22 protein-coding genes are annotated in these 24648 nt (G+C 36.2%); 3 read left to right on the top strand and 19 right to left on the bottom strand.

From position 1 onward, the window contains the following. Positions 1 to 43 precede the first annotated feature (43 nt). The 9 genes from VB264_RS02435 to mgrA all read right to left on the bottom strand — a co-directional run bounded on the left by VB264_RS02435 (position 44) and on the right by mgrA (position 8058). Positions 44 to 1492: a nicotinate phosphoribosyltransferase gene (locus tag VB264_RS02435; RefSeq protein WP_323246445.1), complete on the bottom strand. Its 1449-nt coding sequence runs from the start codon at positions 1490 to 1492 to the stop codon at positions 44 to 46. Positions 1493 to 1496: 4 nt separating this feature from the next. Beyond that, positions 1497 to 1880 (bottom strand): hypothetical protein, encoded by a 384-nt coding sequence (locus VB264_RS02430; RefSeq protein WP_323246443.1) that lies wholly within the window; start codon positions 1878 to 1880, stop codon positions 1497 to 1499. Next, positions 1864 to 2703 (bottom strand): ribose-phosphate diphosphokinase, encoded by an 840-nt coding sequence (gene prs / locus VB264_RS02425; protein ID WP_323246441.1) that lies wholly within the window; start codon positions 2701 to 2703, stop codon positions 1864 to 1866. The genes VB264_RS02430 and prs overlap by 17 nt, the downstream gene beginning before the upstream one ends. A gap of 73 nt (positions 2704 to 2776) precedes the next feature. After that, complete coding sequence (locus VB264_RS02420; protein WP_323246439.1) at positions 2777 to 3469, bottom strand: NUDIX hydrolase; 693 nt, start codon at positions 3467 to 3469, stop codon at positions 2777 to 2779. Between the two features lie 141 nt (positions 3470 to 3610). Beyond that, positions 3611 to 4534 (bottom strand): alpha/beta fold hydrolase, encoded by a 924-nt coding sequence (locus VB264_RS02415; RefSeq protein WP_323246437.1) that lies wholly within the window; start codon positions 4532 to 4534, stop codon positions 3611 to 3613. A gap of 135 nt (positions 4535 to 4669) precedes the next feature. Beyond that, entirely contained in the window at positions 4670 to 5434 is a 765-nt protein-coding gene (locus VB264_RS02410) for a ThuA domain-containing protein (protein ID WP_323246436.1), read from the bottom strand. 35 nt (positions 5435 to 5469) lie between these two features. Continuing rightward, a complete protein-coding gene (locus VB264_RS02405) occupies positions 5470 to 6456 on the bottom strand; it encodes an aldo/keto reductase (RefSeq protein WP_323246435.1) in 987 nt (328 codons plus the stop codon). Positions 6457 to 6467: 11 nt separating this feature from the next. Continuing rightward, positions 6468 to 6890 (bottom strand): Dabb family protein, encoded by a 423-nt coding sequence (locus tag VB264_RS02400; RefSeq protein WP_323246433.1) that lies wholly within the window; start codon positions 6888 to 6890, stop codon positions 6468 to 6470. A gap of 163 nt (positions 6891 to 7053) precedes the next feature. Beyond that, a complete protein-coding gene (mgrA, locus tag VB264_RS02395; RefSeq protein WP_323246432.1) occupies positions 7054 to 8058 on the bottom strand; it encodes an L-glyceraldehyde 3-phosphate reductase in 1005 nt (334 codons plus the stop codon). A gap of 825 nt (positions 8059 to 8883) precedes the next feature. Between mgrA and ilvD the strand changes: the two genes are divergently transcribed. The 3 genes from ilvD to ilvN all read left to right on the top strand — a co-directional run bounded on the left by ilvD (position 8884) and on the right by ilvN (position 13036). Continuing rightward, positions 8884 to 10566, top strand: coding sequence for a dihydroxy-acid dehydratase (ilvD, locus tag VB264_RS02390; protein ID WP_323246430.1), 1683 nt, complete (start codon positions 8884 to 8886; stop codon positions 10564 to 10566). Between the two features lie 82 nt (positions 10567 to 10648). Beyond that, on the top strand, positions 10649 to 12391 hold the full coding sequence (ilvB, locus tag VB264_RS02385) for a biosynthetic-type acetolactate synthase large subunit (protein ID WP_323246428.1): 1743 nt from the start codon (positions 10649 to 10651) through the stop codon (positions 12389 to 12391). 114 nt (positions 12392 to 12505) lie between these two features. Beyond that, positions 12506 to 13036 carry an acetolactate synthase small subunit gene (gene ilvN / locus VB264_RS02380; protein WP_309912936.1) on the top strand — a complete coding sequence of 177 codons (531 nt, stop codon included), beginning with the start codon at positions 12506 to 12508 and terminating at the stop codon, positions 13034 to 13036. Between the two features lie 102 nt (positions 13037 to 13138). Here ilvN and VB264_RS02375 read toward each other — a convergent pair whose 3' ends face one another. From VB264_RS02375 to VB264_RS02330, 10 genes are all read right to left on the bottom strand, one after another. Further along, positions 13139 to 13717: a YdeI/OmpD-associated family protein gene (locus VB264_RS02375; protein ID WP_323246426.1), complete on the bottom strand. Its 579-nt coding sequence runs from the start codon at positions 13715 to 13717 to the stop codon at positions 13139 to 13141. Between the two features lie 10 nt (positions 13718 to 13727). Next, positions 13728 to 14141 carry a DUF1761 domain-containing protein gene (locus tag VB264_RS02370; protein WP_323246424.1) on the bottom strand — a complete coding sequence of 138 codons (414 nt, stop codon included), beginning with the start codon at positions 14139 to 14141 and terminating at the stop codon, positions 13728 to 13730. Between the two features lie 75 nt (positions 14142 to 14216). Next, positions 14217 to 14909 carry a helix-turn-helix transcriptional regulator gene (locus VB264_RS02365; RefSeq protein ID WP_323246422.1) on the bottom strand — a complete coding sequence of 231 codons (693 nt, stop codon included), beginning with the start codon at positions 14907 to 14909 and terminating at the stop codon, positions 14217 to 14219. Between the two features lie 137 nt (positions 14910 to 15046). After that, positions 15047 to 16486, bottom strand: a complete 1440-nt coding sequence (locus VB264_RS02360; RefSeq protein WP_323246699.1) for a TolC family protein — start codon at positions 16484 to 16486, stop codon at positions 15047 to 15049. Continuing rightward, positions 16479 to 19685 carry an efflux RND transporter permease subunit gene (locus VB264_RS02355; protein WP_323246419.1) on the bottom strand — a complete coding sequence of 1069 codons (3207 nt, stop codon included), beginning with the start codon at positions 19683 to 19685 and terminating at the stop codon, positions 16479 to 16481. The genes VB264_RS02360 and VB264_RS02355 overlap by 8 nt, the downstream gene beginning before the upstream one ends. Positions 19686 to 19825: 140 nt before the next feature. After that, positions 19826 to 20911: an efflux RND transporter periplasmic adaptor subunit gene (locus tag VB264_RS02350; RefSeq protein WP_323246417.1), complete on the bottom strand. Its 1086-nt coding sequence runs from the start codon at positions 20909 to 20911 to the stop codon at positions 19826 to 19828. Between the two features lie 149 nt (positions 20912 to 21060). Further along, the gene (locus tag VB264_RS02345; protein ID WP_323246415.1) at positions 21061 to 21483 is read right to left on the bottom strand and encodes a hypothetical protein; all 423 of its coding nucleotides are present in this window, start codon (positions 21481 to 21483) and stop codon (positions 21061 to 21063) included. 494 nt (positions 21484 to 21977) lie between these two features. Continuing rightward, positions 21978 to 23555, bottom strand: coding sequence for a ribonuclease Y (rny, locus tag VB264_RS02340; protein ID WP_323246414.1), 1578 nt, complete (start codon positions 23553 to 23555; stop codon positions 21978 to 21980). A 347-nt stretch (positions 23556 to 23902) separates the two neighbouring features. Further along, positions 23903 to 24193, bottom strand: a complete 291-nt coding sequence (locus VB264_RS02335) for a cell division protein ZapA (RefSeq protein ID WP_323246413.1) — start codon at positions 24191 to 24193, stop codon at positions 23903 to 23905. A gap of 84 nt (positions 24194 to 24277) precedes the next feature. Beyond that, complete coding sequence (locus tag VB264_RS02330; protein WP_323246412.1) at positions 24278 to 24607, bottom strand: hypothetical protein; 330 nt, start codon at positions 24605 to 24607, stop codon at positions 24278 to 24280. Between the last annotated feature and the right edge of the window lie 41 nt (positions 24608 to 24648).

Raw genomic sequence — 24648 nt, 5'->3', positions numbered from 1 at the left:
GTCACTCGCTTCAAGCGAGTGACTGCTATATGTATAAATATATTTATCTTACTCTTTGTCTTATTTCCGCTAAGGTTTGGTCTATTAAAAGTTCACCATCTCTAAATACTTCTTTCAATGCTCCTTGTTTTTCAGTTTCCCAATCTACTTGGTCAATAAGTTTATAAGTGCCGTTCTCTAATTCAATTTTCATCAGTCCTTTCGCAGATTTTTTTGTGCCATCATCTGTAATTGGGTCTTTGAAAATCTCTCTCCCTTCGCCATTAACTTCACCATAAGTAGCTTTCATCGCAAATCCGAAAGTATCTCTTGTATTGTACTGGTAGGTATATGAACCAATACCTAAAACTACATTAGTAGAGGCAAACCCTTTAACTTTAAGTCGTTCACAAATTTGTGTTGCTCGGTCAATGGTTATGCTATCTCCGTAAATAGCACCAATTTGTGGAATAAGCTCTTTATATCCTTTGCTATTTATTTGCCCACCAAAAGTATCCCATAGAAGCTCAATAACGCCTTTTCTCTCATTTTCGTTTTTGCCATTTGGGTTTCCGCAAATAATATCAACAGGGTCGCCGCTATCTGGTCTTACAACCACTTTCCCTGCTCTACTTGATATTTCATTTTTTAATGCGGGCAAATATTCTGTTAACACTTTCCATAAATCCCAAGTATCTGAAACAATAGAAACAATACCTTGAGGATAAATATCACAAATCAACCGTTTAAAGGTTTCTAATTCCCCTTCAGTTGTTCCCATGCACATGACAGAATGTTCTGTTGCAGCAACTGAACCACCTATTAATTCATTATCTGAATCTGCATTATAATATTTTTCTAAAAAGTCAACCGCTGGAATGGTATCTGTTCCTGTAAAACTTAATAAGTGTCCGCTTGCAGAAGAAACACCCGCTTCAATTCCAGCCATGCCACGCATTGAAAAATCATGCCCTTGCCAATCTACAAACTCTGGAATAGAAGATGTTTCGTTTGCATATTTATCCAATATTTTACGATACTGTTTGGCAATAGTAGCAGAAGTACAAGGCATCCAAATGACAGCAGAAAGGAGCGTTTCAAAATAATTTGTTAGCCAAAAGAATTCAGGTTTGGTATTATACATGGTGAACATGGGTACTCTTATAGGTACACTTGTTCCTTCTAGTAATGCTTTGATTACCATTGGGATATACCCTAAATCGTGTAAATCCTCAATGTGTTTGGTACCAACTTGATTCTCGCCTAAATAATTATTAATTCTACGACTGTATTCTTTGATAACTTTCTCTTTAGATTGTTTGAAAAAGTAGGTTTCAAAATCTTCTAAGATATATTTTTTTATGAAGTACTGTAGCCCGAAAAATACAACTTCATCAATACCTTGGATTCTACTTTTACGGGGTGTCCAGTTTGAATAAACTAAAGTTGTTCCTGTTGGATATTGTCTGCGATGGTCAACTTTATAGCCATCTGTCAATAATAAAGGATTCATAATTTTAAATGTTTTCTGTTAAATATTTCAATTCATTGTATACTTGAAACAGACCTGCTCTGTCATCTAAGTATGCATTAGCATAAATTTTCTTACTTTTTGATTGATGAAATGGTGGATTTTCATTGATGGCATCAAATGGAATTCCATTTTGGTTAAGGTAATTGCTTACAAATACCATATCTTCTTGACCAGTCCAACAAATCAAATAGCAATTAATTGATTTTAACTTTTTGAGTAAAGCAATAACATCATTGTAAAGTCTTCCTTTATTATGAAAATCATAAACTGTATCATCAAAATCAAAGGCTATTACTAACGATTTATATATGCTGTATTCCTCCATTAGTCTATTTGAAGAATTTTCAGGATTAAGATAGTAGTCCATTGTTCAAATTTATTTGTGTTAAACAAGCATGAAGTTGTTCCTTAAAAGAATTTGTCGTGAAGATATGGGTAAAATGTTTTTCCAATTCTTCAAATCCTTTACTGAAAATACCGTGACTTACTGCCAAATAAAGCTTGCCAGCATTTTTCTTTTTTAGTTCACTTGCTAGACCAATAAATGTTCTGCCTCCGTCGCAAATATCATCCACAATTAAGCAATCATATCCATCTAAATCTTCAGCATAAACTTTAAATCCTGTTAATTTACCTGTCTCTATATCTCTACTTTTACTACATTCTACTACTTCCAGACCATTTAAAAATTCAGAAACTTTATATATTTTCTTCAATGCCCCACCGTCAGGAGAAATTAGTTTTACCTCTTTCCCGATTGCATTAATTACCTGTTTAATAAAATTATGATTTGAAATAGCTACGCAATTATTCAATAAAGCTGGTGTGACGTCTGAGTGCACATCCAGTACAATTACTTTTTTAAAGCCTAAATTATTAACTATATCAGCATATACTTTAACAGATAAAGGCTCACCTTTGGTCATTACTCTATCTTGTCTCGCTGATGGGAAATAGGGTATTATTAATTTAGAAAGAGTAATATCCATGCGCTTTAAAGCATCAACGGCTAAGCAAAGCAATCCTACATCATTGAATGAGTTTAAGCGATGAGTGACAACTACTTCTTTTTGAGTATCTAAATCTGTTTTGATTTTAATGTGAGGTTCTCCGCCTGAAAATGTAAAACTTTCAAATTGTATTTCTTCGCCATCTAATGGTTTGAAATTACTGTCTAGATTGAGTATCATAATTTTATATTTGCGTATATTTTACACAAATATAGGGCTCAAAAATTGAAATCAAATTAATTTTGCGTAAAAATTACGCAAAATTAATTTCAAATAAGAATCCTTCGTTTGTTAACTTATTGTATTTGAGTTTGTTAAATTTAAATAACTTGGCAGGTCTTCCACTTTTTTTAGGAGAAAATTTTTCAGTTTCTTCAATAATACCAAAGCTTAATATTTTTTTTCTGAAATTCCTTCTATCTATTTCCTTTTCTAAGATGGTGCAGTACAAGTTTTCTAAATCTGAGAAAAGGAATTCTTTGGGAAGTAAGTCAAAGCCTATTGGCTGATAAGTAAGTTTGTTTTTTAGGCGTTGATGAGCAGTCTGTAAGATTTCTTCGTGGTCGAATGCTAAGGGGGGGAGTTCTTTTATTGGAAACCATTTTGCATCTTCTGCGTCAGTATCAGCTTTTAAAATAAGCTTGCTAGAGTTCACTAAAGCAAAATATGCTACCGAAATGACTCTAAATCTTGGGTCTCTGTCTAGTTTGTCTCCAAAAGTGAAAAGTTGTTCTAAATAATTTACTTTGATACCTGCTTCTTCTTGTAGCTCTCTGTTTACGGCATTATTTAGTGTCTCATTGTCTTGTACGAATCCCCCAACCAATGCCCATTGGTTTTTTAAAATACCGTATTTTTGTTTTATCAGCAGGACATTTAGGCTGTTTTCTGTATAGCCAAAAACGATTGCATCTACTGCTATTTTAATATGCTGTTCAAGCTCCATTTATATCTATGCGTAAAGTGTACGCAAATCTACATATTATTTCTTGAGCGATTAGTTTATGCAGTTAACACATTGTAGATATTAAATATCGTTACTATTTAAAGTATATAATTTGCCAATCTAAACCACCACATGCTGGCATTATTTAAGCCATTTTTCAATTCCATCCAAAAATGCTTTCTGTTGATCTACAAAAAGGTAATGTGAACAATTATCAATCAATTTAAAATTATTTTTGCCAACTAGCTCTTGCATATACTGTATTTGAGCATTCGAGAAAATACCATCTTGCTTTCCATAAATTGCATAGATTTTCATTTTATCACGCTTTAGTTTTGCTAGGATAGTTTTTGTGTTAATGTTGTTAAGCGGTTCATTTTTATAAAATAATATAGCAGCATTTTTGTTGCGAATATTGGTTTTATAAAACTCACTAGCCTCGTATTCTTTCTTCAACTTTATAGCCTCCTCACTAGGGCTTGGTACTTTAAAGAACCCTCCTTCTCCTGCTAACTCATAACATCCTTTTCTGTATTCAGCAGAATGCTTATCCAAGTTTTCTATGTATAACAACTTCTTTAGCATAGTAGTATCATTGTTATCAGTATAGGTTTTTTTGAGTGTGCTCAGAATATGATTATATGTCTCTTGCTGTGAAAATAAAGCACCAGCTAGTACTAGCGAACTTACTTTTGTAGGATATTTTTCGGTATAAAGTGTTGAAACCAACCCACCAAAACTATGACCAATTATATTTGCTTTGTTTAAGTTGTAGTGTTTATAAAGGCTATTTAAGTCGTTAAATGCTTCCTGATAAGTAAATATTGCAGTGGAATCGATTGACCTTCCTTCACCTCGTCGGTCATAAATAATCACATAAAAACCTTTTTCGGCGAGTTTTTTAGCTGTAGTTCCTTCAAAGAGTGTTCCGTTACCACTTGGCCCACCGTGGATAAATATAATAGGAGTATCCTTTGCATTTCCGTAAGCCTTAGTGTAAAGAGTTTGTCCGCTTACAGAAATAGCCGACAAAAACAGTGTAATAAATAATGTAAAGAGTTTCATAAAAGGTCTTTTAAAATAAGTTAGAACATAAAATTACGACTATGCGTTGGATATTGAGGAATAGTTACTGCTTAAAAACAAAAAGACCTTATATCTACGGATATAAAGTCTTTTTGTTGGAAATGCGATAAACGATTATAGACCTTTACCAGTAGCTGCCCAGTAAATACCTCCATAGATATGATCTAAGAAAGTTTGGTCAGAAAACGTTAATGGAATGTGTCCTAAAGCAGTATAGAATGCTCTACCACCATCGTAGTTATGATACCAAGAAATAGGGTGGAATTTACCCATTCCTTTTCCTTCGTTAGTTCCCCATTTTGCATAAGGGTCGTAAGATTTTTCATCCACTGAAACCAAGTAATGTAAATCTGTTGATTTTAGGTCGCCAAATTCATACCATTCGTCAGTCCAAAGCAATTTTTTAGGGAAACGCTCCATACCAGGGAAGTTGCTATCTTCAACTTTCAAATAGGCTGTTTGTTGTGCAGGGTGAATTTTGAACATCATTCCCACCATTTTAGTGTACCAAGCCCAGTCGTATTCAGTATCCGAAGCCGCATGAATACCTACATACCCTTTACCCGAACGGATGAATTTTTCAAAAGCAACTTGTTGTTCATCATTCAAAATGTTGCCCGTAGTGTTCAAAAAAATTACAGCACTAAAGTTAGCCAAATCTTTGTCATTGAATACAGAGGCATTTTCTTGCCAGTTAACTGTGAAGTTGTTACGGGCTGCCAATTGACGAATAGCTGTTACGCCCTCATGAATTGATTCATGATGAAAACCGTCAGTTTTAGTAAACAATAGTACTTTAAATTGCTGTGCAAAAGTTGTGCTGGTGAATGACAGAGCCAACATTAGCATCAGTGCGTTTCTAAGGAGATTATTTTTCATTTTTCTTGAATGGTTAAAAATAAATTGAAATATACTTACCACAAATGGTGTACTAATGGTTTGATACTTTGTTGATATACCTGATTAATGCTAGAAACTTCTTCAGCAGTCAAAGCTGGAATATTGAAAACATCTAAATTAGATAATACTTGTTCGGGACGAGATGCTCCCGGAATGACAGTACTTACAGCATCGTGTTGCAAAATCCAACGCAAGGCTATAGGTGCTAAATTAGGATGTGCTGGAAATAACGCTTTTAATTCATCCACAGCCGCCAGACCTGTTTCGTAATCAATCCCAGAAAATGTTTCACCTTTATCGAAATGTTCTCCATTACGGTTAAAGTTACGGTGGTCTCCTTCTGTAAAAGTGGATGTTTTTGAGAACTTACCTGTTAACAAGCCACTTGCTAAAGGTACTCTTACAATCACACCGACGTCCTTTTTCTTGGCTTGTTCAAAAAATAATGCTGCTGGTCGCTGACGAAAAACATTGAAAATGATTTGCACGCTCGTTACGTTATCATATTCAATCCCTTTTAAGGCTTCTTCTACTTTCTCGACACTGATACCCAAGTTTAATATTTTCCCTTCGTCCTTTAATCTATCAAACAATTCAAAAATCTCTGGACGATAATATACTTCTGTGGGCGGGCAGTGTAACTGAATCAAATCTAGGGTTTCTAAACCCATATTCGTTAAACTATCTTCCACAAATTTGCGAAGTACTGCTGGTTGATAAGCTTCGTTTACATGTGGGTTTAATTGCCTTCCACATTTAGTAGCGACAAAAAGCCTTTCTGAACGACTTTTTACAAATCTACCAACGGCTTTCTCGCTTTCTCCGTTGCCATACACATCGGCAGTGTCAATAAAATTAATACCAGCATCTACGGCAGTATTAAGGATTTTATCAGCTGTTTCATGGCTAAAATCATCACCCCATTTACCACCTACTTGCCATGTACCTAAGCTGATTTCTGAAATCTCGAAACCTGTTTTACCTAACTTTCTATATTGCATTTTTTTGAATATTATTTTTGCTTTTCTCTTCTTGGTCCTATAGCATCATATACAATTACATGATCCCAGAGGTGCGAGTATTCCTCTACGAATTTCAAGTGAATAGGGTGTTTTTGGTAGATTTCTTCTTCCTCCAAATTATCAAAGAAACATAGCCAAGATACGGCATAGCCTTTTTCTATTACGCTTCTGTTCGTACTTGCGGGTGTCCCGATGTGTACAAATCTGATAGTTGGTACTTTCGTTAACGCATTCAATCCTTCGATTAATTTAGCAGTATCTGCCTCATTGTTCGCATTTTTTAAGTAAAAGTACACATGATGGACAAATAGTTCTTTTGAAGCCTTAGCCTCAGTAGTATTCACCATTGCTAAACCCGCACCAGCAGTTAGTGCAGTGTTTTTAACAAAATTACGTCTGGAAATATTTTTCATAGTTGGCTTTTTTAGTTGATAGCTTTGAGCAATGAGCCTTGAGCTTTTTATGTTTAGTAAATGTTAGTGTTTTAAAAGAAACGAGCCTTGAGTTTTTTCTATTGAGCGAATTATGGCATAAAAAAAACTCATAGCTCAAGGCTCAAAGCTCACATCTCAAAGCTTACTTTAAAATCTCTTCAATCTTCGTTAATTCATCATGGCTAAAAGTTTTATTTTTTAAACAATCTAGCGAGTCTAGTAATTGAGAAACCCTACTTGCACCAATCAGTACTGAAGTAACTCTGGCATCTTTCAATAACCAAGCGAGTGCCATTTGTGCCAAAGTCTGACCACGTTGTAAAGCAATGTCGTTTAATTGCTCTAATTTTGCCACTACCTCTGGTGTAACATGACTAGTTTGCAAAAAACCATGCGGTTTAGATGCCCTAGAATCACTAGGAATACCCTTTAAATATTTGTCAGTCAAAAGCCCTTGAGCTAATGGCGAGAAAGGAATACAACCCACACCTTCGCGACCGAGTACATCTAGTAAACCACCTTCAACCCAACGTTCAAACATAGAATATTTTGGTTGATGTATTAAACACGGTGTTCCTAATCGGTTCAAGATGGCAATAGCCTTTTCAGCTTCTGGAGCTTGATAGTTTGAAATACCCACGTATAAGGCTTTACCTTGTCTGACGATTAAATCCAAGGCTGCCATTGTTTCTTCTAAAGGCGTATCAGGGTCTGGGCGATGATGATAAAAAATATCAACATAGTCTAGTCCCATTCGTTTTAAGCTTTGGTCTAAGCTTGACACCAAGTATTTTTTTGAACCCCATTCTCCATAAGGGCCAGGCCACATCAAATAACCCGCTTTGGTTGAAATCACTAATTCGTCACGGTATTGAGCGAAATCTTTTTTCATAATGACACCAAAATTCTCTTCCGCCGACCCCGGAGGAGGCCCATAGTTGTTAGCTAAATCGAAATGTGTAATACCATTATCAAAAGCAGTTTGTAAAATAGCTCGGTAATTTTCAAATACATCGACACCACCGAAATTGTGCCACAAGCCTAATGAAATAGCGGGTAATTTTAAACCACTGTTACCACAACGGCGATACTCCATTGGGCGGGTTCCTGATTGATCGTAACGAGTAGGGTTTGCTAGGTAAGTCATTTAGTGAGTTCAGAAATTTTTTAGAATAGTTAATAAATCGAGTGAAATGATTCCTCAGGATTTTTAAAAAACCTGTATGTTTTTTACGCTACTTAAAACTAAAATGTATAGCTTTTTAAGCTATACAAATGTAATATAATTCCTTATGTAGATTGATAGGTTTTGTCCTTGTTCGGAGACTTTAAGACAGAATTTTGCTAAAGTTATTTAACCCCATCTTGTAGAGTGAAAATAGACAACTCGTAAAAATACAAATTTCCTTGAAATAAATTACCGACTTTTCATTTAGCGAAATTTCGCTAAATGAAAAGTCGGTAATTTTGTAAAAAATATTTTCTCTGGAATCTTAAAAGTTTTGCAAAATAAAACCTAATGATTTTAACTATTTAAAGAATTATCTTTTGAAACTAAAGGTTCATTCAGAAAATAATAATTGGTTTAAGTATTTATTACTAAAATATTATTTGGTGTTTCCTTGGAATTAAGAAATTAACTCCTGTATATTTGTTAAGTAAACAAAGAAACAATAGCGAAAATTCGCTAGAAAAAATTCTAAGAAAAGATGTTAAACCAATTTATCAATATCGTCCTAGTGGTAATTCTACTCTCCCAATCGGTGTGAGACGGTTTGATATTTTCTAATATACCAAGACCTTTCTCACACCGGAGAAAGGTCTTTTGTTTAAAAGGATTTTGATTCTTAGAAAAATGTAAAAAAAGTAGATAAAGTACAAATCTCATTTTTGATAAAATAACTGTTAACAAAACAATCATTTAAAATTTAGTAAAATAACTAAATTCTGATTCAAAACATTTCAATTCAAGATGTCACAAGAACTAAACAAATTCTCAAGAACCCTTACGCAAGAAGTTACCAACCCAGCAGCAAAAGCAATGTTATACGGCATTGGCTTAACAAAAGAAGACATGCAAAAAGCCCAAATTGGTATTGCCAGCACGGGTTATGAAGGAAACACTTGTAATATGCACCTTAACGGTTTGTCGGTACATGTTAAAAAAGGAATTCAGGAGAATGGCATGGTGGGTTTGATTTTCCATACGATTGGAGTTTCTGATGGAATGACAAACGGTAATAATGGGATGTCTTATTCCCTACCTTCTCGTGATTTAATTGCCGATTCAATCGAAAACGTAGTGGGAGCACAGTGGTACGACGGCGTAATTGCAGTAGTAGGTTGTGATAAAAATATGCCGGGAGCTATGATGGCGATTGCTCGCTTGAACCGCCCAGCGATGTTGGTATATGGTGGAACGATTCGTTCTGGTGAATACAAAGGACAAAAATTAGACATCGTTTCTGCTTTTGAAGCATTAGGAAAGAAATTCGCAGGTAATATTTCAGATGAAGACTACGAAGGGGTAATCAGAAATGCCATTCCTGGGGCTGGTGCTTGTGGCGGTATGTATACTGCTAATACGATGGCTTCTTCAATGGAAGCAATGGGCTTAACCTTACCAAATTCTTCATCATATCCAGCAACACATGAGGGTAAAAAAGCAGAGTGTTTGGCAATTGGTGCAGCCATGAAAAATTTGTTAGAGAAAAACATTTGCCCACGTGATATCATGACACGTAAAGCATTTGAAAATGCTATGACAGTGGTAATGGCAATGGGAGGTTCTACCAATGCTGTTCTTCACTACTTAGCGATTGCACGTGCTGCTGAAGTTGATTTTACCTTAAAAGATATTCAAGATATTTCAGACCGTACGCCATTGCTTGCTGATTTAAAGCCATCAGGTAAATACTATATGGAAGATATGTTGGCTATTGGTGGTGTGCCAGCAGTAATGAAATATTTATTGCAAGAAGGTTTATTACACGGAGATTGTATGACCATTACGGGTAAAACCATTGCAGAAAACTTGGCTGAAGTACCAGAAATTAATTTTGATACTCAAAAAATTATTAAGCCTATCGCTGAGGCAATCAAAGCGACTGGTCACTTACAAATTTTATATGGCAACTTGGCAACAGATGGTGCTGTAGCAAAAATTACAGGAAAAGAAGGAGAAAAATTTGAAGGTGTTGCCAAAGTTTGTGAATGTGAAGAGGAGGTAATTGAATTCTTGGAAAAAGGCGAAATTAAAGAAGGACAAGTAATTGTGATTCGTAACGAAGGACCAAAAGGAGGACCAGGTATGCCAGAAATGTTGAAGCCAACTTCGGCAGTAATGGGTGCAGGCTTAGGCAACAAAGTAGCCATGATTACAGATGGTCGTTTCTCGGGTGGTACACACGGTTTTGTAGTTGGGCATATTACACCAGAAGCACAAGTAGGTGGAAATATTGCTTTAGTAAAAGATGGAGATTTAATTACGATTGATGCCGTAAATAATATCCTTCATGTACATGTTTCTGATGAAGAATTAGCAGAGAGACGTAAAGAATGGAAGCCAACACCATCGCCATTTAAACAAGGTGTTTTACGTAAATATGTAAAAAATGTGTCATCAGCAAGCGAAGGTTGTGTGACGGATTTGTAAGAGCCCTTATAAAATGATTGGTTTATCAATGAAACAAAACCACAATCTGACATTTATTCATTACAAATAAAGAAATTTAACCATGGAAAACTCACAAACCATGACCGTAGAGGAAAAGAAAGCTGAACCTGCTAAGTTTTTGACAGGTGCACAGGCAATCATGCAATGCTTGGTTGAAAATAATGTTAAAACCATATTTGGTTATCCTGGTGGCGCAATCATGCCAACGTATGATGCCCTCTATGATTATCAAGATAGAATCAAACATATCCTCGTCCGTCATGAACAAGGTGCTGGTCATGCTGCACAGGGTTTTGCTCGTATGACGGGTCGTGCGGGCGTTGCTATGGTAACGTCTGGACCTGGAGCAACTAACTTAATGACGCCTATTGCAGATGCTTTGCTAGACTCAACACCAATGGTTTGTTTAGTAGGTCAGGTTAAAGCAAATTTATTGGGTACTGATGCTTTCCAAGAGTGTGATATCATCGGTATGTCGATGCCAGTAACCAAATGGAATTATCAGATTACTGACCCTAACGAAATTCCTGCGGCAATGGCGAAAGCTTTTTATATTGCTGAATCTGGTCGTCCAGGGCCTGTTTTATTAGATATTACTCGTACAGCTCAGGCAGATTTGATGACGATTCCTTTCGAGTACAAGCCATGTACCGAAATCGTTAGCTATCGCCCAAGACTTACACCAAAACAAGACCAAGTAGAAGCAGCCGCAAAATTGATTAATGCCGCTCAGAAGCCTTATATTTTTGCAGGTCATGGTATTATCATTGCCAATGCTCAAGAAGAATTTGATGCTTTTGTCCGTAAAACAGATATTCCAGTAGCTACTACGCTTTTAGGGATGTCGGCAATACCAACAAATCATCCAAATTATATAGGTTGGTTGGGTATGCACGGAAATTATGGCGCTAACGTGTTAACAGATGAAGCCGATTTAGTGATTGCCATTGGTATGCGTTTTGATGACCGTGTAACGGGCGATTTAGCCAAGTTTATCAAGCAGGCTAAAGTAGTGCATATTGATATTGACCCTGCCGAAATCAATAAAAATGTGTTTGCTGATGCTCCTGTAATTGGTGATGCCAAACAAACATTGAAAGCATTGTTGCCTTTGGTAAAAGAACGCAAGCATGAGGCTTGGAAAGCTGAATTTAAAAAATACGACGAAGAAGAATTTGAGAAAATAACGAAACGTGATGTATTCCATGAGGGTGATAAAATCAGAATGGGAGAAGCCGTTACGATGCTTTCTGCAAAAACTAAAGGTGAAGCTGTAACCGTAACGGATGTTGGTCAACATCAGATGGTAACAAACCGCTACTATCAATACAATACTTGGAATTCTTTGGTTACTTCTGGTGGAGCTGGTACAATGGGTTTTGCTTTACCTGCCGCTTTTGGGGCGAAAGTAGGAGCACCCGACCGTGAAGTAATTGCCATTATAGGTGATGGTGGCTTCCAAATGACCCTTCAAGAATTAGGAACTATTGCACAAAGTGGCTTGCCTGTTAAGATTATTATCCTGAATAATAATTTCTTAGGAATGGTTCGCCAATGGCAACAGTTGTTTTTTGACAAACGCTATTCTTTTGTAGAATTACAAAACCCTGACTTTATCACGATTGCCAAAGGTTTTGGTATCGCTGGACATACCGTGAGTGATAGAGCCAACTTGTCAGAATCTTTAGATGTGCTATTAGCTTCTGATAAACCTTATTTATTAGAAATCGTTTGTGAAAAAGAAGAAAACGTTTTCCCAATGGTGCCAGCAGGAGCAAGTGTTTCAGCGATTAGATTAGAATAAATTTATGGAGTGAATGAATCGTGATTGAGTGATTTCTCATCAGTCAATTACTTCTTTTCTAATACTTCTTAGATGTTTATTCTATTAGCTAAAATCTAAATTCAGAACTTTAAAATGACAACATACACATTATCCGTTTTCACAACCAATACCGTTGGTTTGTTAAACCGAATTACCATTATTTTTACAAGGAGGAGGTTAAATATTGAATCTTTAAATGTTTGCGAAACCGAACGTAAAGGTGTTTCAAGATTCACGATTGTGATTCGTCATGAAAGCCGTGAAGCTGTTGAAAAGTTGGTACGTCAAATTCGTAAAGTTGTTGATGTATTAGCCGTTTTTGGTTATCTAGACCATGAAATTGTATTCAACGAAATCGCACTTTTTAAATTGGCAACACCACTAGGCGGTTCTCCTTTGAATATCAAGGAAATAAACCTCGATTGGAATGCAAAGGTCGTTCACTGGGGGCTAGACTACGTTGTGATTGAAAAGAATGGTACTGAAACTGAAATATTGGAGTTTTATCAATACATGAAAAACTGGGAAATTCTGGAATACCTAAAATCTGGAAGAGTAGCGGTAGGTAAAACCGAAAAAGGGTTGGTAGAATATTTACCCGAACATGATTGGGAAATTGTTTAGTATTACAAATGCAATTTTATCACTAGAGAGGAAATTAATTCCCTCTCTAGTGATAAATGATTTTAGAAGGTCAAAATATAATCAACAGAAAAAGTCTTCTGCCTAAAACTGTCTTGGTTTTAGCTTTTGTGCCAACGTTACTACTATCTCGTTTATTCTTTTCGCTCTAGTTTCAGTTCGTTTAGCAAGTACAATCCATTGTAAGATACCTTTCTTTACCGACTTGCTTAAACTCAGGAAATAATCCATTGAATCTGGATTAGCTTTGAATGCTTCTTCCAAATCTGTGGGGATACTTAGGGCTTCTACTTCATCCAGTATTATCCATGAACCATTTTGTTTAGCAATTTCAATGCTTTCATGACCAGCCTGTGTCATCAGTCCTTGTTCAATAAGCAGCAAAACCTTCTCTTTATTAACTTTTGACCAAGTACTCTTCGCTTTTCTTTTGCTGAAAAGCTGGACAAATTTCTCATCGTTTACGGTATTCCTTGTACTATCAATCCAGCCGAAACAAAGGGCTTCTTCCACGGCTTCGCTCCAAGAAAGCGTTGGCATATTAGTCTTTTTTTTATAGCAAACAAGCCAAATAAACTGTTTTGAGCGGTGATTTTCTGTCAACCATTCTCTCCATTCTTGGCGATTTGTGGGATAAAAAGTTTCTAAATCCTTGTTTTGCATCAGTCCTTCGTTATTTCATGATGAATAGAATACTATTTGTTATCAAAATACCTACTAAATGATACGAGCCACTAATGATTCCATAGAGTATTGGTCGAGGAATATTCGGATTGATGGCGATATTAAACGTGTTGGCAACCAAGTATCCAATGCCAGTAAGTAATGAAAATTCAAACATCTGTGCCCATGTGGATATATTCAGTGCATACATTAATATGGCACTTACAATTGTAACCACTAATGTGCAAATTGCAGGGCCAATGATAAAAATGGGTTTGTTGGGTAAAGTTTCGTTTTCTCTTCCCAAAGATATTTTATACTGTTTACTGAATAGTAACGTGAACCACAAAGCACCCTCAAAACAATATAGCGTAAAAGCTATTAAGACACTCATCCAATTTAGATTTGCTAATTGATTGATCATAAAATTATTTTTTTAAGTTTATGATGCAAAGCTAAAGGAGGGTAATGACAGCCCTATGTCAGGGGTAAAAACAAATTAATGATACTTATCAAAATATTCTTGTAAGGTCATTTCATGGGGAGTAAACTGCTCGGTAAGCACCTCTAGTTTTTTGATTCTATCAAGCCGAAAAAAACGAAACTCATTCCGCAAACGACACCATGCTACTAATAACCAATTCTCTTGTGTACTTAATAAGGCAAATGGTTCAATCAGTCTGCTTGTAACGTTTTCTGCTTCGTTGATATATTCAATCCTTGCCAGATAAAAATTTGTCAGAGCAAATTGTAACTCTGATATATTATTACTGTTTCTTTCGTTGTTGATGTTTTGAATAAATAGGGTGCGTTCTGCCAATAGGTTTGCTTTGTCTTTTATACTATGCCCTAATACAGCCTTAATTTTGTCGATAGCTTCTGAGTAGTCTTTAATAAAAGAGGCATCCTTGTTTTTTAATACCAATTGTTCTGCAAGAATTAAAGCATTGGCTTGGCTTTCTGTAAACATTACAGGAGGAATTTTATATCCTTCCATTAACGTATAGCCCTTTCCTTCTTCCGTTAGAATTGGTACTCCTGCTTGCTCCAAAGCCCTAACGTCTCGATAAATAGTCCTGATGCTAACCGAAAATTTGTTTGCTAATTCTCTAGCCGTCAAAAGGCGTTTCGTTTGCAATTGTGTCAAAATTGCAGTTAAGCGTGAAAGCCGTTTTGTGTCGTTATCGTTCATTATTCAAATTTTCAAAATCGTTATTAGGATTCACAGTGTCCTTGAAGGGCTAAATTACACAAAAAGAGTCTGTTTCAAAAACAGACTCTTTTTGTGTAATCCTAATGATTAAATAGCAAATGATTATTGATTACCAATTAATTCCAACCACCACCTAATGCTCTATAAGTATTTACTAGGGCATTCATTTGTAGCATTTTGGTTTCAATCAGCTCCATTCTTGACTCCAAAACATCACGCTGCGTTAATAATACTTCCATATAATCAGCTCTTGCTGATTTGAATAACTTCAGTGAGATGTCCGTTGACTTAGTAAGAGCTTGCACCTGATTGTTTTTCATGGTGTATTTCTTTTCCAGATTACCAATATTAGATAACTGGTTAGTCACCTCAATACATGCATTCAGAATGGTTCGTTCATAATCATAAACTGCCTGTATTTGCTTCGCATTAGCATTTTTGTAAGTAGCAGTAATAGCATTTTTGTTAATTAACGGCCCTGCTATGTCGCCTCCAATTGATGACATTAATGCTTGAGGAATGCTCAATAAATATAACGGACTGTAAGATCTAAACCCTAAACCTGCTGAAAGACCCAAAGAAGGGTAAAAATTAGCTTTAGCTATATCAATATTCAATTTAGCTGCCGACAAATTTAATGCTGCTTGTTTGATGTCTGGTCTGTTTTCCAATAATTGTGACGGAATACCCGCTGAAATTTTATCAGGAACTAATCCATTAAAATTATCCGAATTTCTTTGAACGTGTTGTGGTAATCTACCTACTAAGAAATTAATCCTATTTTCAGTTTCAACAATCTTTTGCTGAATTTCATATTGAAGACTTTGCGTTTTGAATACCTCTGCTTCAAACCTAATTACGGCTAGTTCGGTAACTTTGGCAGCATCTTTTTCTTGCTTGATGATTGATAGCGCATTATTCAGAATAACGATGTTCTTTCTGATAATATCTTGCTGATTATCAAGTGCCATCAATTCATAATAAGACTTAGCGACTTCAGAAACCAAATTAGTTACCAAGAAATTTTTACCTTCAATAGAAGCTAGGTAATTAGTTACTGCTACTTTTCTACCATTACGCAGTTTGTGCCAAATATCTAGTTCCCATCTGGCAAATGCTCCAAAATACATATCTGGCAATACCTCAGGTGTTTCTTTACCAGGTCTGATTTCAGAAGAAGCATCGCTAGCGCCTTGACTAGTATATCTGGATACTTTTTCAACACCTGCTCCTCCGCCTAAATTAACAAAAGGTAGATATTCCCCTTTTCGTGCTTGAATTTCGTTTCTCGAAATTTCAATTTCTTGTAGGGTAATATTCAATTCCTGATTGTTGTGTAAAGCAGTGTCAATCAAAGCAATCAAGTTAGGGTCAGTAAAAAAATCCCTCCACTTTGTCTTTACACTATTGGTAGTATCCTGCGAGCTATTATAGCTCGCAGGGACTGTTTTGTTTGCTGTTCTATTAACCTGAACCAATGAGGCTGGCATACAAGCTGCCACCAGAGAAAGTATGCTACTTGCTACTAAATAGTTCAGGGTCTTTCTATTATTCATCATCTTTGCTGTCGTCTAATTGTGGGAAAGAGTCTATTGAATGAACTAAGCTTTCGGTCAACGAGTCGTCATCTTCGTCTCTGATAAGCTTACGGCCTTCAGCTATAGAGCCGAATATGTAGTACAAGCCAGGTACAATCAGTACTCCGAAAATGGTACCGAAAAGCATACCGCCTAGGGCAGAAGCACCAATGGTACGGTTTCCGATAGCACCAGCACCATGAGCCATCACTAATGGAATTAACCCAGCAATGAATGCAAAGGATGTCATCAAGATAGGGCGAAAACGAACTTTGGCTCCTTCGATGGCGGCCTCCAATACGGTTGCTCCTTCATGATGTTTTTGCATGGCAAATTCTACAATCAACACAGCATTCTTGCCTAGCAAACCAATCAACATGACCAGACCTACTTGTGCATAAATATCATTCGCTAGTCCCATCGACTTGATGAACATAAATGAACCAAACACCCCAGCAGGTAAAGATAAAATTACGGCTAATGGAATAATAAAGCTTTCGTACTGTGCAGCCAAAACTACATAAACAAAGGCTAACACGATTAAGAAGATATAAACAGCTTCGTTACCACGTCTAACCTCATCGTATGAAAGAGCCGCCCAGTCGATATCAAAACCGTGTGGTAAAGTCTTTTTGGCTACTTCTTGTACTGCTGCAATTGCCTCACCACTACTAAATCCTTTGGCTGCACCACCTCTGATAGAAGCCGTTGAATACATATTATAACGGTTGATTTCGTTAGGACCCTGCATCTTTTTGATTTTCATAAAGGCTGAAAAAGGCACCATCTCATCACGATTATTCTTTACATAAAGCTTCATGATATCTTCAGGCAATCTTCTGAATTCAGGCGACGACTGCACAAACACTTTGAAGAAACGTTGGAATTTGATAAAGCCAAGCTCATAAGTACTACCTACCAAAATTGACAAGGTATTCATGGCATTACCAATAGAAACGCCTTTTTGCATGGCCAATTGGTTATCTATCTCCAATTCATACTGAGGATAGTTAGCACTAAAGAAGGTAAATAAACCTGTCAGCTCTTTACGTTTTTCTAATTCTTTCATGAAGTCGTTCTTCACACGTTCCAATTGGTTGTAATCACCGCTATTGGTTTTATCAAGCAATTGTAAGGCAAAACCGCCCGCAGCTCCATATCCTGGTACAGCTGGTGGGTCAAAGAATTCGATTGTCGCTCCAGGAATCTCCTTTGCTTTCTCTTCTAGTTCATAGATGATTTCAGAAACGGAATGCTCACGGTCTGACCAAGGTTTTAAGTTAATTAAACAAGTACCAGCGTTTGAACCACGTCCTTCAGTAAGTACTTCATAACCTGCTAGTGCCGATACCGATTGAATTCCTTCTACTTTCTCAGCAATCGTCTGAAGCTTGCGAGAAATATCATTGGTTCTTTCAAGCGTTGATCCTGGAGGTGTCTGGATAATGGCATAAATCATCCCTTGGTCTTCACTTGGAATAAAGCCAGATGGTAAATTGCTGGTTATTGCTACAATACCCACCACAAATACTATCCACATACCTACGGTAATCCATTTTTTATGAGCAATACGGCGTAATAATGCTACGTATTTTCCAGTCAGTTTTTCAAAACCTCTATTGAAAGCATCGATACCTTTATCAAGAAATGTCTTCTTTTTAGGCTTCCCATGATTGTTTTTCAAAATCATGGCACACAATACAGGAGTAACCGTAAGGGCAATAATACCAGACAGAATAATTGAGCTGGCCATCGTGATAGAGAACTGACGATAGAAAATACCCACTGGACCCGACATAAATGCTACGGGTACAAACACGGCTGTCATCAATAAGGTAATCGCGATAACAGCTCCACTGATTTCACCAAGTACTTTCCGTACAGCCTTATAAGGGGAGAGATGTTCTTCTTCCATTTTGGCATGGACGGCCTCGACGACGACGATGGCATCATCTACCACAATACCAATTGCCAATACGAGTGCAAAAAGCGTAATCATATTGATGGTAAGTCCAAAGAACTTCATAAACGTAAAGGCTCCAATAAGGGAGATTGGTACGGCCAACGTTGGAATAAGCGTAGAACGCCAATCGCCAAGGAATATAAATACAACCAAGGCCACCAAAATAAAGGCATCTCTTAATGTATGGATTACGTTTTCGGTAGAAGCATCAAGGAAGTTAGAAACGTCATAACTGATTTGATAATCCATTCCTGGTGGAAACGACGTCTTTTTCAGTTCATCTAATTTGCTTTTTACGTTCTTAATAACATCACTTGCATTACTACCATAAGTCTGTTTCAATACAATAGCCGCCGATGGATAACCATTCAGGTTAGAATAAATATCGTAATACTCACTTCCTAGCTCTACATTGGCGACATCTTTTAGCCTTAGAATTTCCCCTTTGGCATTGGCCCTGACGATGACGTCTTTATACTGTTCGGGTTTATTAAACCTACCTTGGTAGGTCAACACATATTCCAGTGCTTCTGCTCGCTTACCATCTGCTCTACCTACACGACCCGGTGAACCAATCACACTTTGATCAGACAGTGCTGCCATTACTTCATCTGCTGAAATATTGTAAGCACGCATTCTATCAGGATTTAGCCACACACGCATCGCATATTGACGGCTACCCAAAATACGAGCCTGCCCTATACCATTGATACGCTGTAGTTCAGGAATCATGTTTACCCCAGCAAAGTTGAACAAGAATTTCATATCGGCGTTCTTGTCTTTACTATACAGGTTGACATACATCAACATACTGTTCATTACACGGTTTACAACTACCCCTTCACGTTGTACTAATGGTGGGAGTCTGTTCAACACCTGTGCAATCCTTGTATTAACCTGCACTAAGGCTTGGTCAGGGTCGGTTCCTAGGTTGAATACAATTTGGATGTTAGCCTCACCCGCACTGGTAGCATCGGAGGTCATGTATCTCATTCCCCAAACACCGTTGATGGCTTGTTCAAGTGGAATAAGAACGGATTCTGTCAGTACTTTGGCACTAGCTCCAGGATAAGAGGCACTCACCATGACTACGGGTGGAGCAATCTCAGGGAACTGTGAGGTAGGTAAGGTCTTAATAGACAAAACCCCCAAGAAGATAATGACAATTGATATTACTATGGCCAATACTGGCCTATGAATGAATTTACTAAACATATCCTTGAATTTGTTTGAATACAGATATAAATGAGTGACTTAGCCAATAAGTGATTTAATGAATAATAGCTTGATAGCTAATGGATAAAGGATTTAAGAATCGCTTATTTATCCAATCATTATTTCACAGCACTGCTTGACTACTCCGCATAAACTCTCAAATTAGCAATGACCGATTTAGGGTCTTTGTAATCGTAGATAATCTTATCGTTGTCTCTAACCTTCTTCAAACCTTCAAGAAGTATTTTTTCATTACCAGTTAATCCGCTTTTGACGATATATAAATCTGGCAATTCAGCACCAATCGTAATTTCTTTTGAATTAACTACATTATTCTTATCTACGATAAATACATACTTCTTTTCCAAGATTTCGAATGTAGCTTTCTGTGGAATAATCACAGCATTTTTCAGCGGTACAACCATCTGGATGTTACCTGTTTCTCCATGTCTTAATAGCTTATTAGGGTTAGGAAAAGTAGCTCTGAAAGCAATATTTCCCGTTTCATTATTAAAGTCTGCTTCAATTGTTTGAACAACTCCTGGATATTCAAAAATATCTTGATTAGCCATCTTGAGTTTTACAACTGGCACATTACTATTGTTCGACTTAGTTTTGAAATTTAGATATTCTGATTCTGGGACGTTAAAATATACCCACATTTTGCTGTTGTCAGACAAAGTAGTAAGTAAATCTCCTTCTGCCAGAAGACTACCTTCTCGTACATAAAAATGGTCCATGATACCATCAAAAGGCGCTTTGATTTCAGTGAAACCAAGGTGCACTTTGGCCAACTCCATTTCAGCTTTTGCTTTATCAAATTTGGCTTTAGTTAAGGCCAACTCATTACGAGAAACGATGTTGCTATCAGCTAATAATTTCGTGTTTTTATATTCAATCTCAGCATAATTGGCTTCAGCCTGAGTTTTTTGAAATTCAGCTTGGTATTGCAACGGTAAAATCTGGAACATTAACTGTCCTTTTTTAACAAATTGCCCTTCATCTACGTAGATTTTTTTTAAATAACCCCTTTCTAGGGCTCTCAATTCGATGTGTTGTATCGAGCGAATTTGAGAAACGTACTCATTGATAGCCGTTGTATCTTTTTTTAATGGGCTGGTAACGAGTAACTTAGTTTGCTCTTCTTTTTCTTCCTCTTTTTTTGATTCGCAACTAGTAAGGCACAACATAGCACCTATACTCATGAACATGAGAATTTTTTTCATGACAATTTTTATTGGTTTACTGGATTTTAGAATGTATTACGTGGCATAAGAAAACATTAATCAGCCGTTGAAACTAAAATGCTTTGCCTAAAGAAATAAAATAATTTTATGAAGATTTGGGCAGCATGATCTGCCACAGAGATATTAAATCATATTCTGAAGACACAGAATACTATGTTTAAATCAACTGAAAAGAAAGGTGAATAATGCTTACAGAAAAGTAAGACTTGAGGTAAATCGAGTAGGGTAAATCCAGTATACCAGCCAAAAAAAGGAATTGTAAAATAAGAAGCGGCTTCTGAATTCTTTTTTGGCGTTACAAAGCTTTCTTCTTCTTCAATATTCTCTTCATCGTATGCAAACAAGGTAGTTTCTTTGCCGCCTAAAGAACTTGTAGAGAAAAAAAACTGGAAGGGTACTTCTGTGCTAATGCTTAAATTTTGGGACTCTTTAAGCGTATTTTTGGGCAAATGAAAGGCAGCCTCCTTCTGTGTTTGAGCAAACAATTGACTTGTTATACTCAACAGGAGAACACATAAAAATAAGGGATATTTTATGAATGCCTTTTTCATTTCGAGGTTGAAAGTAATTCGTGATAATTATACTTGCAAAATTTTTAATCTAAAATTTACACTAAGCACCACAACTTCTTTTATTTTTCATATTCTATCTTTCATATTTTACATTGATTCTCATTTATTCAAAAAAAAATTGTTGTCACAACAAAGTTTTTTTGAATATTTTTATTCAAAAACTGTTCCAAATAATTATTTTTTTTACAAATAATTATTAAAAATATTTAAGTAAATACACTAAATATTTGGTAATAAGCTTTTTAACAAGGTTGTTAAAAAAATACCCTAATTCTCAATTTTTATGCTTTTTGAAAACTGATTTAAGTCATTTTTTTTATCAACAAACGCTCTTAATTTAGATGCAATTTTTTGGAATGTGCCATTATCTTTTTGACTGTTTTCGTAGGCAGTTAAAAGACAAATCCCCCTAAAAGAATAATTCTCTTAGGGGGATTTTGTTATTTGGAATATAGCTAAGCTATAAACCGCTATTATTTTGCGTAATTCACGGCCCTCATTTCACGGATAACCGTTACTTTAATTTGCCCTGGATATTGCATTTCTTTTTCAATTTTCTGTGAAATATCGTATGATAGCATGCTCGCTTTTTCGTCAGAAACATTTTCAGCATCTACCAATACTCTCAATTCACGACCAGCCTGAATAGCATAACATTTTTGAACACCGCTAAAGCTAACTGCTAATTCTTCTAATTCTTTTAAGCGACGCATATAAGATTCCATCATCTCGCGACGAGCACCTGGACGAGAACCAGAGATGGCATCACATACCTGAATAATTGGCGAAATCATAGAAGTCATCTCGATTTCATCATGGTGAGCACCAATGGCATTACAAACCTCAGCGTTTTCTTTGTATTTCTCTGCCAACTGCATCCCCAAAATAGCGTGAGGCAATTCTGCCTCCTCATGCCATACTTTACCAATATCGTGTAATAGTCCTGCACGCTTCGCTAACTTCGCATTCAGGCCTAATTCTGCCGCCATAGTAGCACAAAGCTTGGCTACTTCACGCGAGTGTTGTAAAAGGTTTTGTCCATACGAAGAACGGAAACGCATTCTACCTACCATTTTGATTAATTCAGGGTGTAAACCATGAATCCCTAAATCAATAACGGTACGTTCTCCGATTTCAATAATTTCTTCATCGATATTCTTCTTAGTTTTGGCAACTACTTCTTCAATACGAGCAGGGTGAATACGACCATCCTGAACTAAACGGTGTAGCGACAAACGAGCGATTTCGCGACGAACAGGGTCAAAACCAGAAATGATGATGGCTTCTGGCGTATCATCTACAATAAACTCTACCCCTGTAGCGGCTTCTAATGCACGGATATTTCTACCCTCACGACCAATGATTTTACCTTTTACGTCATCAGATTCAATGTTGAAAACAGATACACAGTTTTCAATCGCATTTTCAGCCGCCGTTCTTTGAATAGTCTCAATAACTACTTTCTTAGCCTCTTTAGTAGCTGTTAACTTAGCCTCCTCAATCGTATTTTTAATGATAGACGATGCCTTCGTTTCTGCTTCTGCACGCAAAGCATCAATCAATTGTTGGCGTGCTTCGTCAGCAGTTAAGCTTGCTATTTTCTCCAATTGTGATACTTGCGAAGCCAACATCTCATCCGCCTGAATTCTTTTCTTATCAGCTTCTTCCGTCTTTTTTCTTAGGTTTTCTTCTTTAGAAGTCAACGATTGTTTTTGCGAATTTAACTCAGATTCTAATTTCTTAGTCTGTTCCATCGAAATCTGTAAAGTACGCTCACGTTCTTTTAGTTTTTGCTCATTTTGAACTAAAATCTGCTTCTTTTTATTTGAATCATCTTCAAATTCCGAGCGAAGTTTCAAGAACTTTTCTTTGGCTTCAAGTATTCTATCTTTCTTGATGTTTTCTGCTTGTAATTCAGCATTTTTGACAATATCTGAAGCTTTGGAAGTTGCCTCTTCTTCAATTCTCTGGGTATTCTTTGCAAAAGCAAGCTTACCGACAAATATTCCCGCTATCAGCGAAGCAACTGCGGCAATGATGGGAGTTAGCATTATTTATATCGTTTTAGTTAATAGTTTTCGTGCATTGAATAATGCAATCCGACCAACTATTGAGTGAAAAAAAGGACTAAAACAGACAAATGCCTTGAATGTGAAAAGAAAAATTAAACGCTTGTATATCGTATTTAAAATCAAGAATAGTTAAATTAAACAAGTAAACTAGAAATTTGTATGGCGTTGTTTATGTAAACGAATCCAATCAAAATCATGTTATTAGAATGTATAAGGTTTAATTTATGGTATTCAGGTACTTGTACTAATTTTTATAAATATGATTTATAATCGCTCAATTTTACTACTTAAAACGTTTACAACGAATAATAAAGAAATATGTTAATTCATTCTGTAACAGAACTCAATAAGTTGTCTAATTCAGCAATCTTCCCCATCACAGATTTTTGAAGATCACTATGTTTGACGCCAAATTTAAGGTTACTCATTACAAAGTCTAAAGCAACTATTGCTAACAGACGTTGGTGCGAGTCTACCTTTTTAGTTTCTCGATAAGAATCCATTTTTTCATTAATCAACTTAGCAGCTTTGCGAACAAATTCCTCTTCTTCCTTCCCAACTGATAGGCTAAAAGGTTCGTGAGCAACAACTATATTACAAGGGACTTTTTCGGCCATTATATTTTAAGTTTTAAATTAAAAGTTTTGAGTTATTTAGTCAAGAAAACTATGAACTATGAAACGATTGATTTTGTAAACTTTTTATTTGCTAAGCTGACTAATACACCTATCTATTTCTAAGATATATTGGTCAAGTTTTTCTTTCAATTCGGCAGGATTGCCTGTACTATTTAGATTGTTTACTGCAATCTTAGTGATTTTATCTGATTTTTTAAAGTTTTTTACTCTTTGGTTTAATTTTTTATTTAATTCTTGGTTTTCTTTTAAGGTATCAGCCAATGTATGTTTTAAAGATTCGTTTTCTCGGGTAGCTAATTCAAGCCTAGTTTGCAAATCTTTATATCTTAAGACAACATTCCTTAGTTTTATTTCTAAGGCCTCAAATTGAGTCCGAATTTGATTGTCAGTCATCATGCCTTTATTTAGATAAGTATTTAGATTGCAAAAAATCT

This window comes from Arcicella aquatica (assembly GCF_034928825.1).
GTDB lineage: Bacteria > Bacteroidota > Bacteroidia > Cytophagales > Spirosomataceae > Arcicella > Arcicella aquatica.
The sequence above is the reverse complement of the archived record's forward strand: the minus strand, read 5'-3'. Positions and strand labels throughout refer to the sequence as shown.

Bases quoted from the DNA above. Each gene is read 5' to 3' on its own strand.
- VB264_RS02435 (WP_323246445.1), bottom strand. From the start codon at position 1,492: ATGAATCCTTTATTATTGACAGATGGCTATAAAGTTGACCATCGCAGA.
- VB264_RS02430 (WP_323246443.1), bottom strand. From the start codon at position 1,880: ATGGACTACTATCTTAATCCTGAAAATTCTTCAAATAGACTAATGGAG.
- prs (WP_323246441.1), bottom strand. From the start codon at position 2,703: ATGATACTCAATCTAGACAGTAATTTCAAACCATTAGATGGCGAAGAA.
- VB264_RS02420 (WP_323246439.1), bottom strand. From the start codon at position 3,469: ATGGAGCTTGAACAGCATATTAAAATAGCAGTAGATGCAATCGTTTTT.
- VB264_RS02415 (WP_323246437.1), bottom strand. From the start codon at position 4,534: ATGAAACTCTTTACATTATTTATTACACTGTTTTTGTCGGCTATTTCT.
- VB264_RS02410 (WP_323246436.1), bottom strand. From the start codon at position 5,434: ATGAAAAATAATCTCCTTAGAAACGCACTGATGCTAATGTTGGCTCTG.
- VB264_RS02405 (WP_323246435.1), bottom strand. From the start codon at position 6,456: ATGCAATATAGAAAGTTAGGTAAAACAGGTTTCGAGATTTCAGAAATC.
- VB264_RS02400 (WP_323246433.1), bottom strand. From the start codon at position 6,890: ATGAAAAATATTTCCAGACGTAATTTTGTTAAAAACACTGCACTAACT.
- mgrA (WP_323246432.1), bottom strand. From the start codon at position 8,058: ATGACTTACCTAGCAAACCCTACTCGTTACGATCAATCAGGAACCCGC.
- ilvD (WP_323246430.1), top strand. From the start codon at position 8,884: ATGTCACAAGAACTAAACAAATTCTCAAGAACCCTTACGCAAGAAGTT.
- ilvB (WP_323246428.1), top strand. From the start codon at position 10,649: ATGGAAAACTCACAAACCATGACCGTAGAGGAAAAGAAAGCTGAACCT.
- ilvN (WP_309912936.1), top strand. From the start codon at position 12,506: ATGACAACATACACATTATCCGTTTTCACAACCAATACCGTTGGTTTG.
- VB264_RS02375 (WP_323246426.1), bottom strand. From the start codon at position 13,717: ATGCAAAACAAGGATTTAGAAACTTTTTATCCCACAAATCGCCAAGAA.
- VB264_RS02370 (WP_323246424.1), bottom strand. From the start codon at position 14,141: ATGATCAATCAATTAGCAAATCTAAATTGGATGAGTGTCTTAATAGCT.
- VB264_RS02365 (WP_323246422.1), bottom strand. From the start codon at position 14,909: ATGAACGATAACGACACAAAACGGCTTTCACGCTTAACTGCAATTTTG.
- VB264_RS02360 (WP_323246699.1), bottom strand. From the start codon at position 16,486: ATGAATAATAGAAAGACCCTGAACTATTTAGTAGCAAGTAGCATACTT.
- VB264_RS02355 (WP_323246419.1), bottom strand. From the start codon at position 19,685: ATGTTTAGTAAATTCATTCATAGGCCAGTATTGGCCATAGTAATATCA.
- VB264_RS02350 (WP_323246417.1), bottom strand. From the start codon at position 20,911: ATGAAAAAAATTCTCATGTTCATGAGTATAGGTGCTATGTTGTGCCTT.
- VB264_RS02345 (WP_323246415.1), bottom strand. From the start codon at position 21,483: ATGAAAAAGGCATTCATAAAATATCCCTTATTTTTATGTGTTCTCCTG.
- rny (WP_323246414.1), bottom strand. From the start codon at position 23,555: ATGCTAACTCCCATCATTGCCGCAGTTGCTTCGCTGATAGCGGGAATA.
- VB264_RS02335 (WP_323246413.1), bottom strand. From the start codon at position 24,193: ATGGCCGAAAAAGTCCCTTGTAATATAGTTGTTGCTCACGAACCTTTT.
- VB264_RS02330 (WP_323246412.1), bottom strand. From the start codon at position 24,607: ATGACTGACAATCAAATTCGGACTCAATTTGAGGCCTTAGAAATAAAA.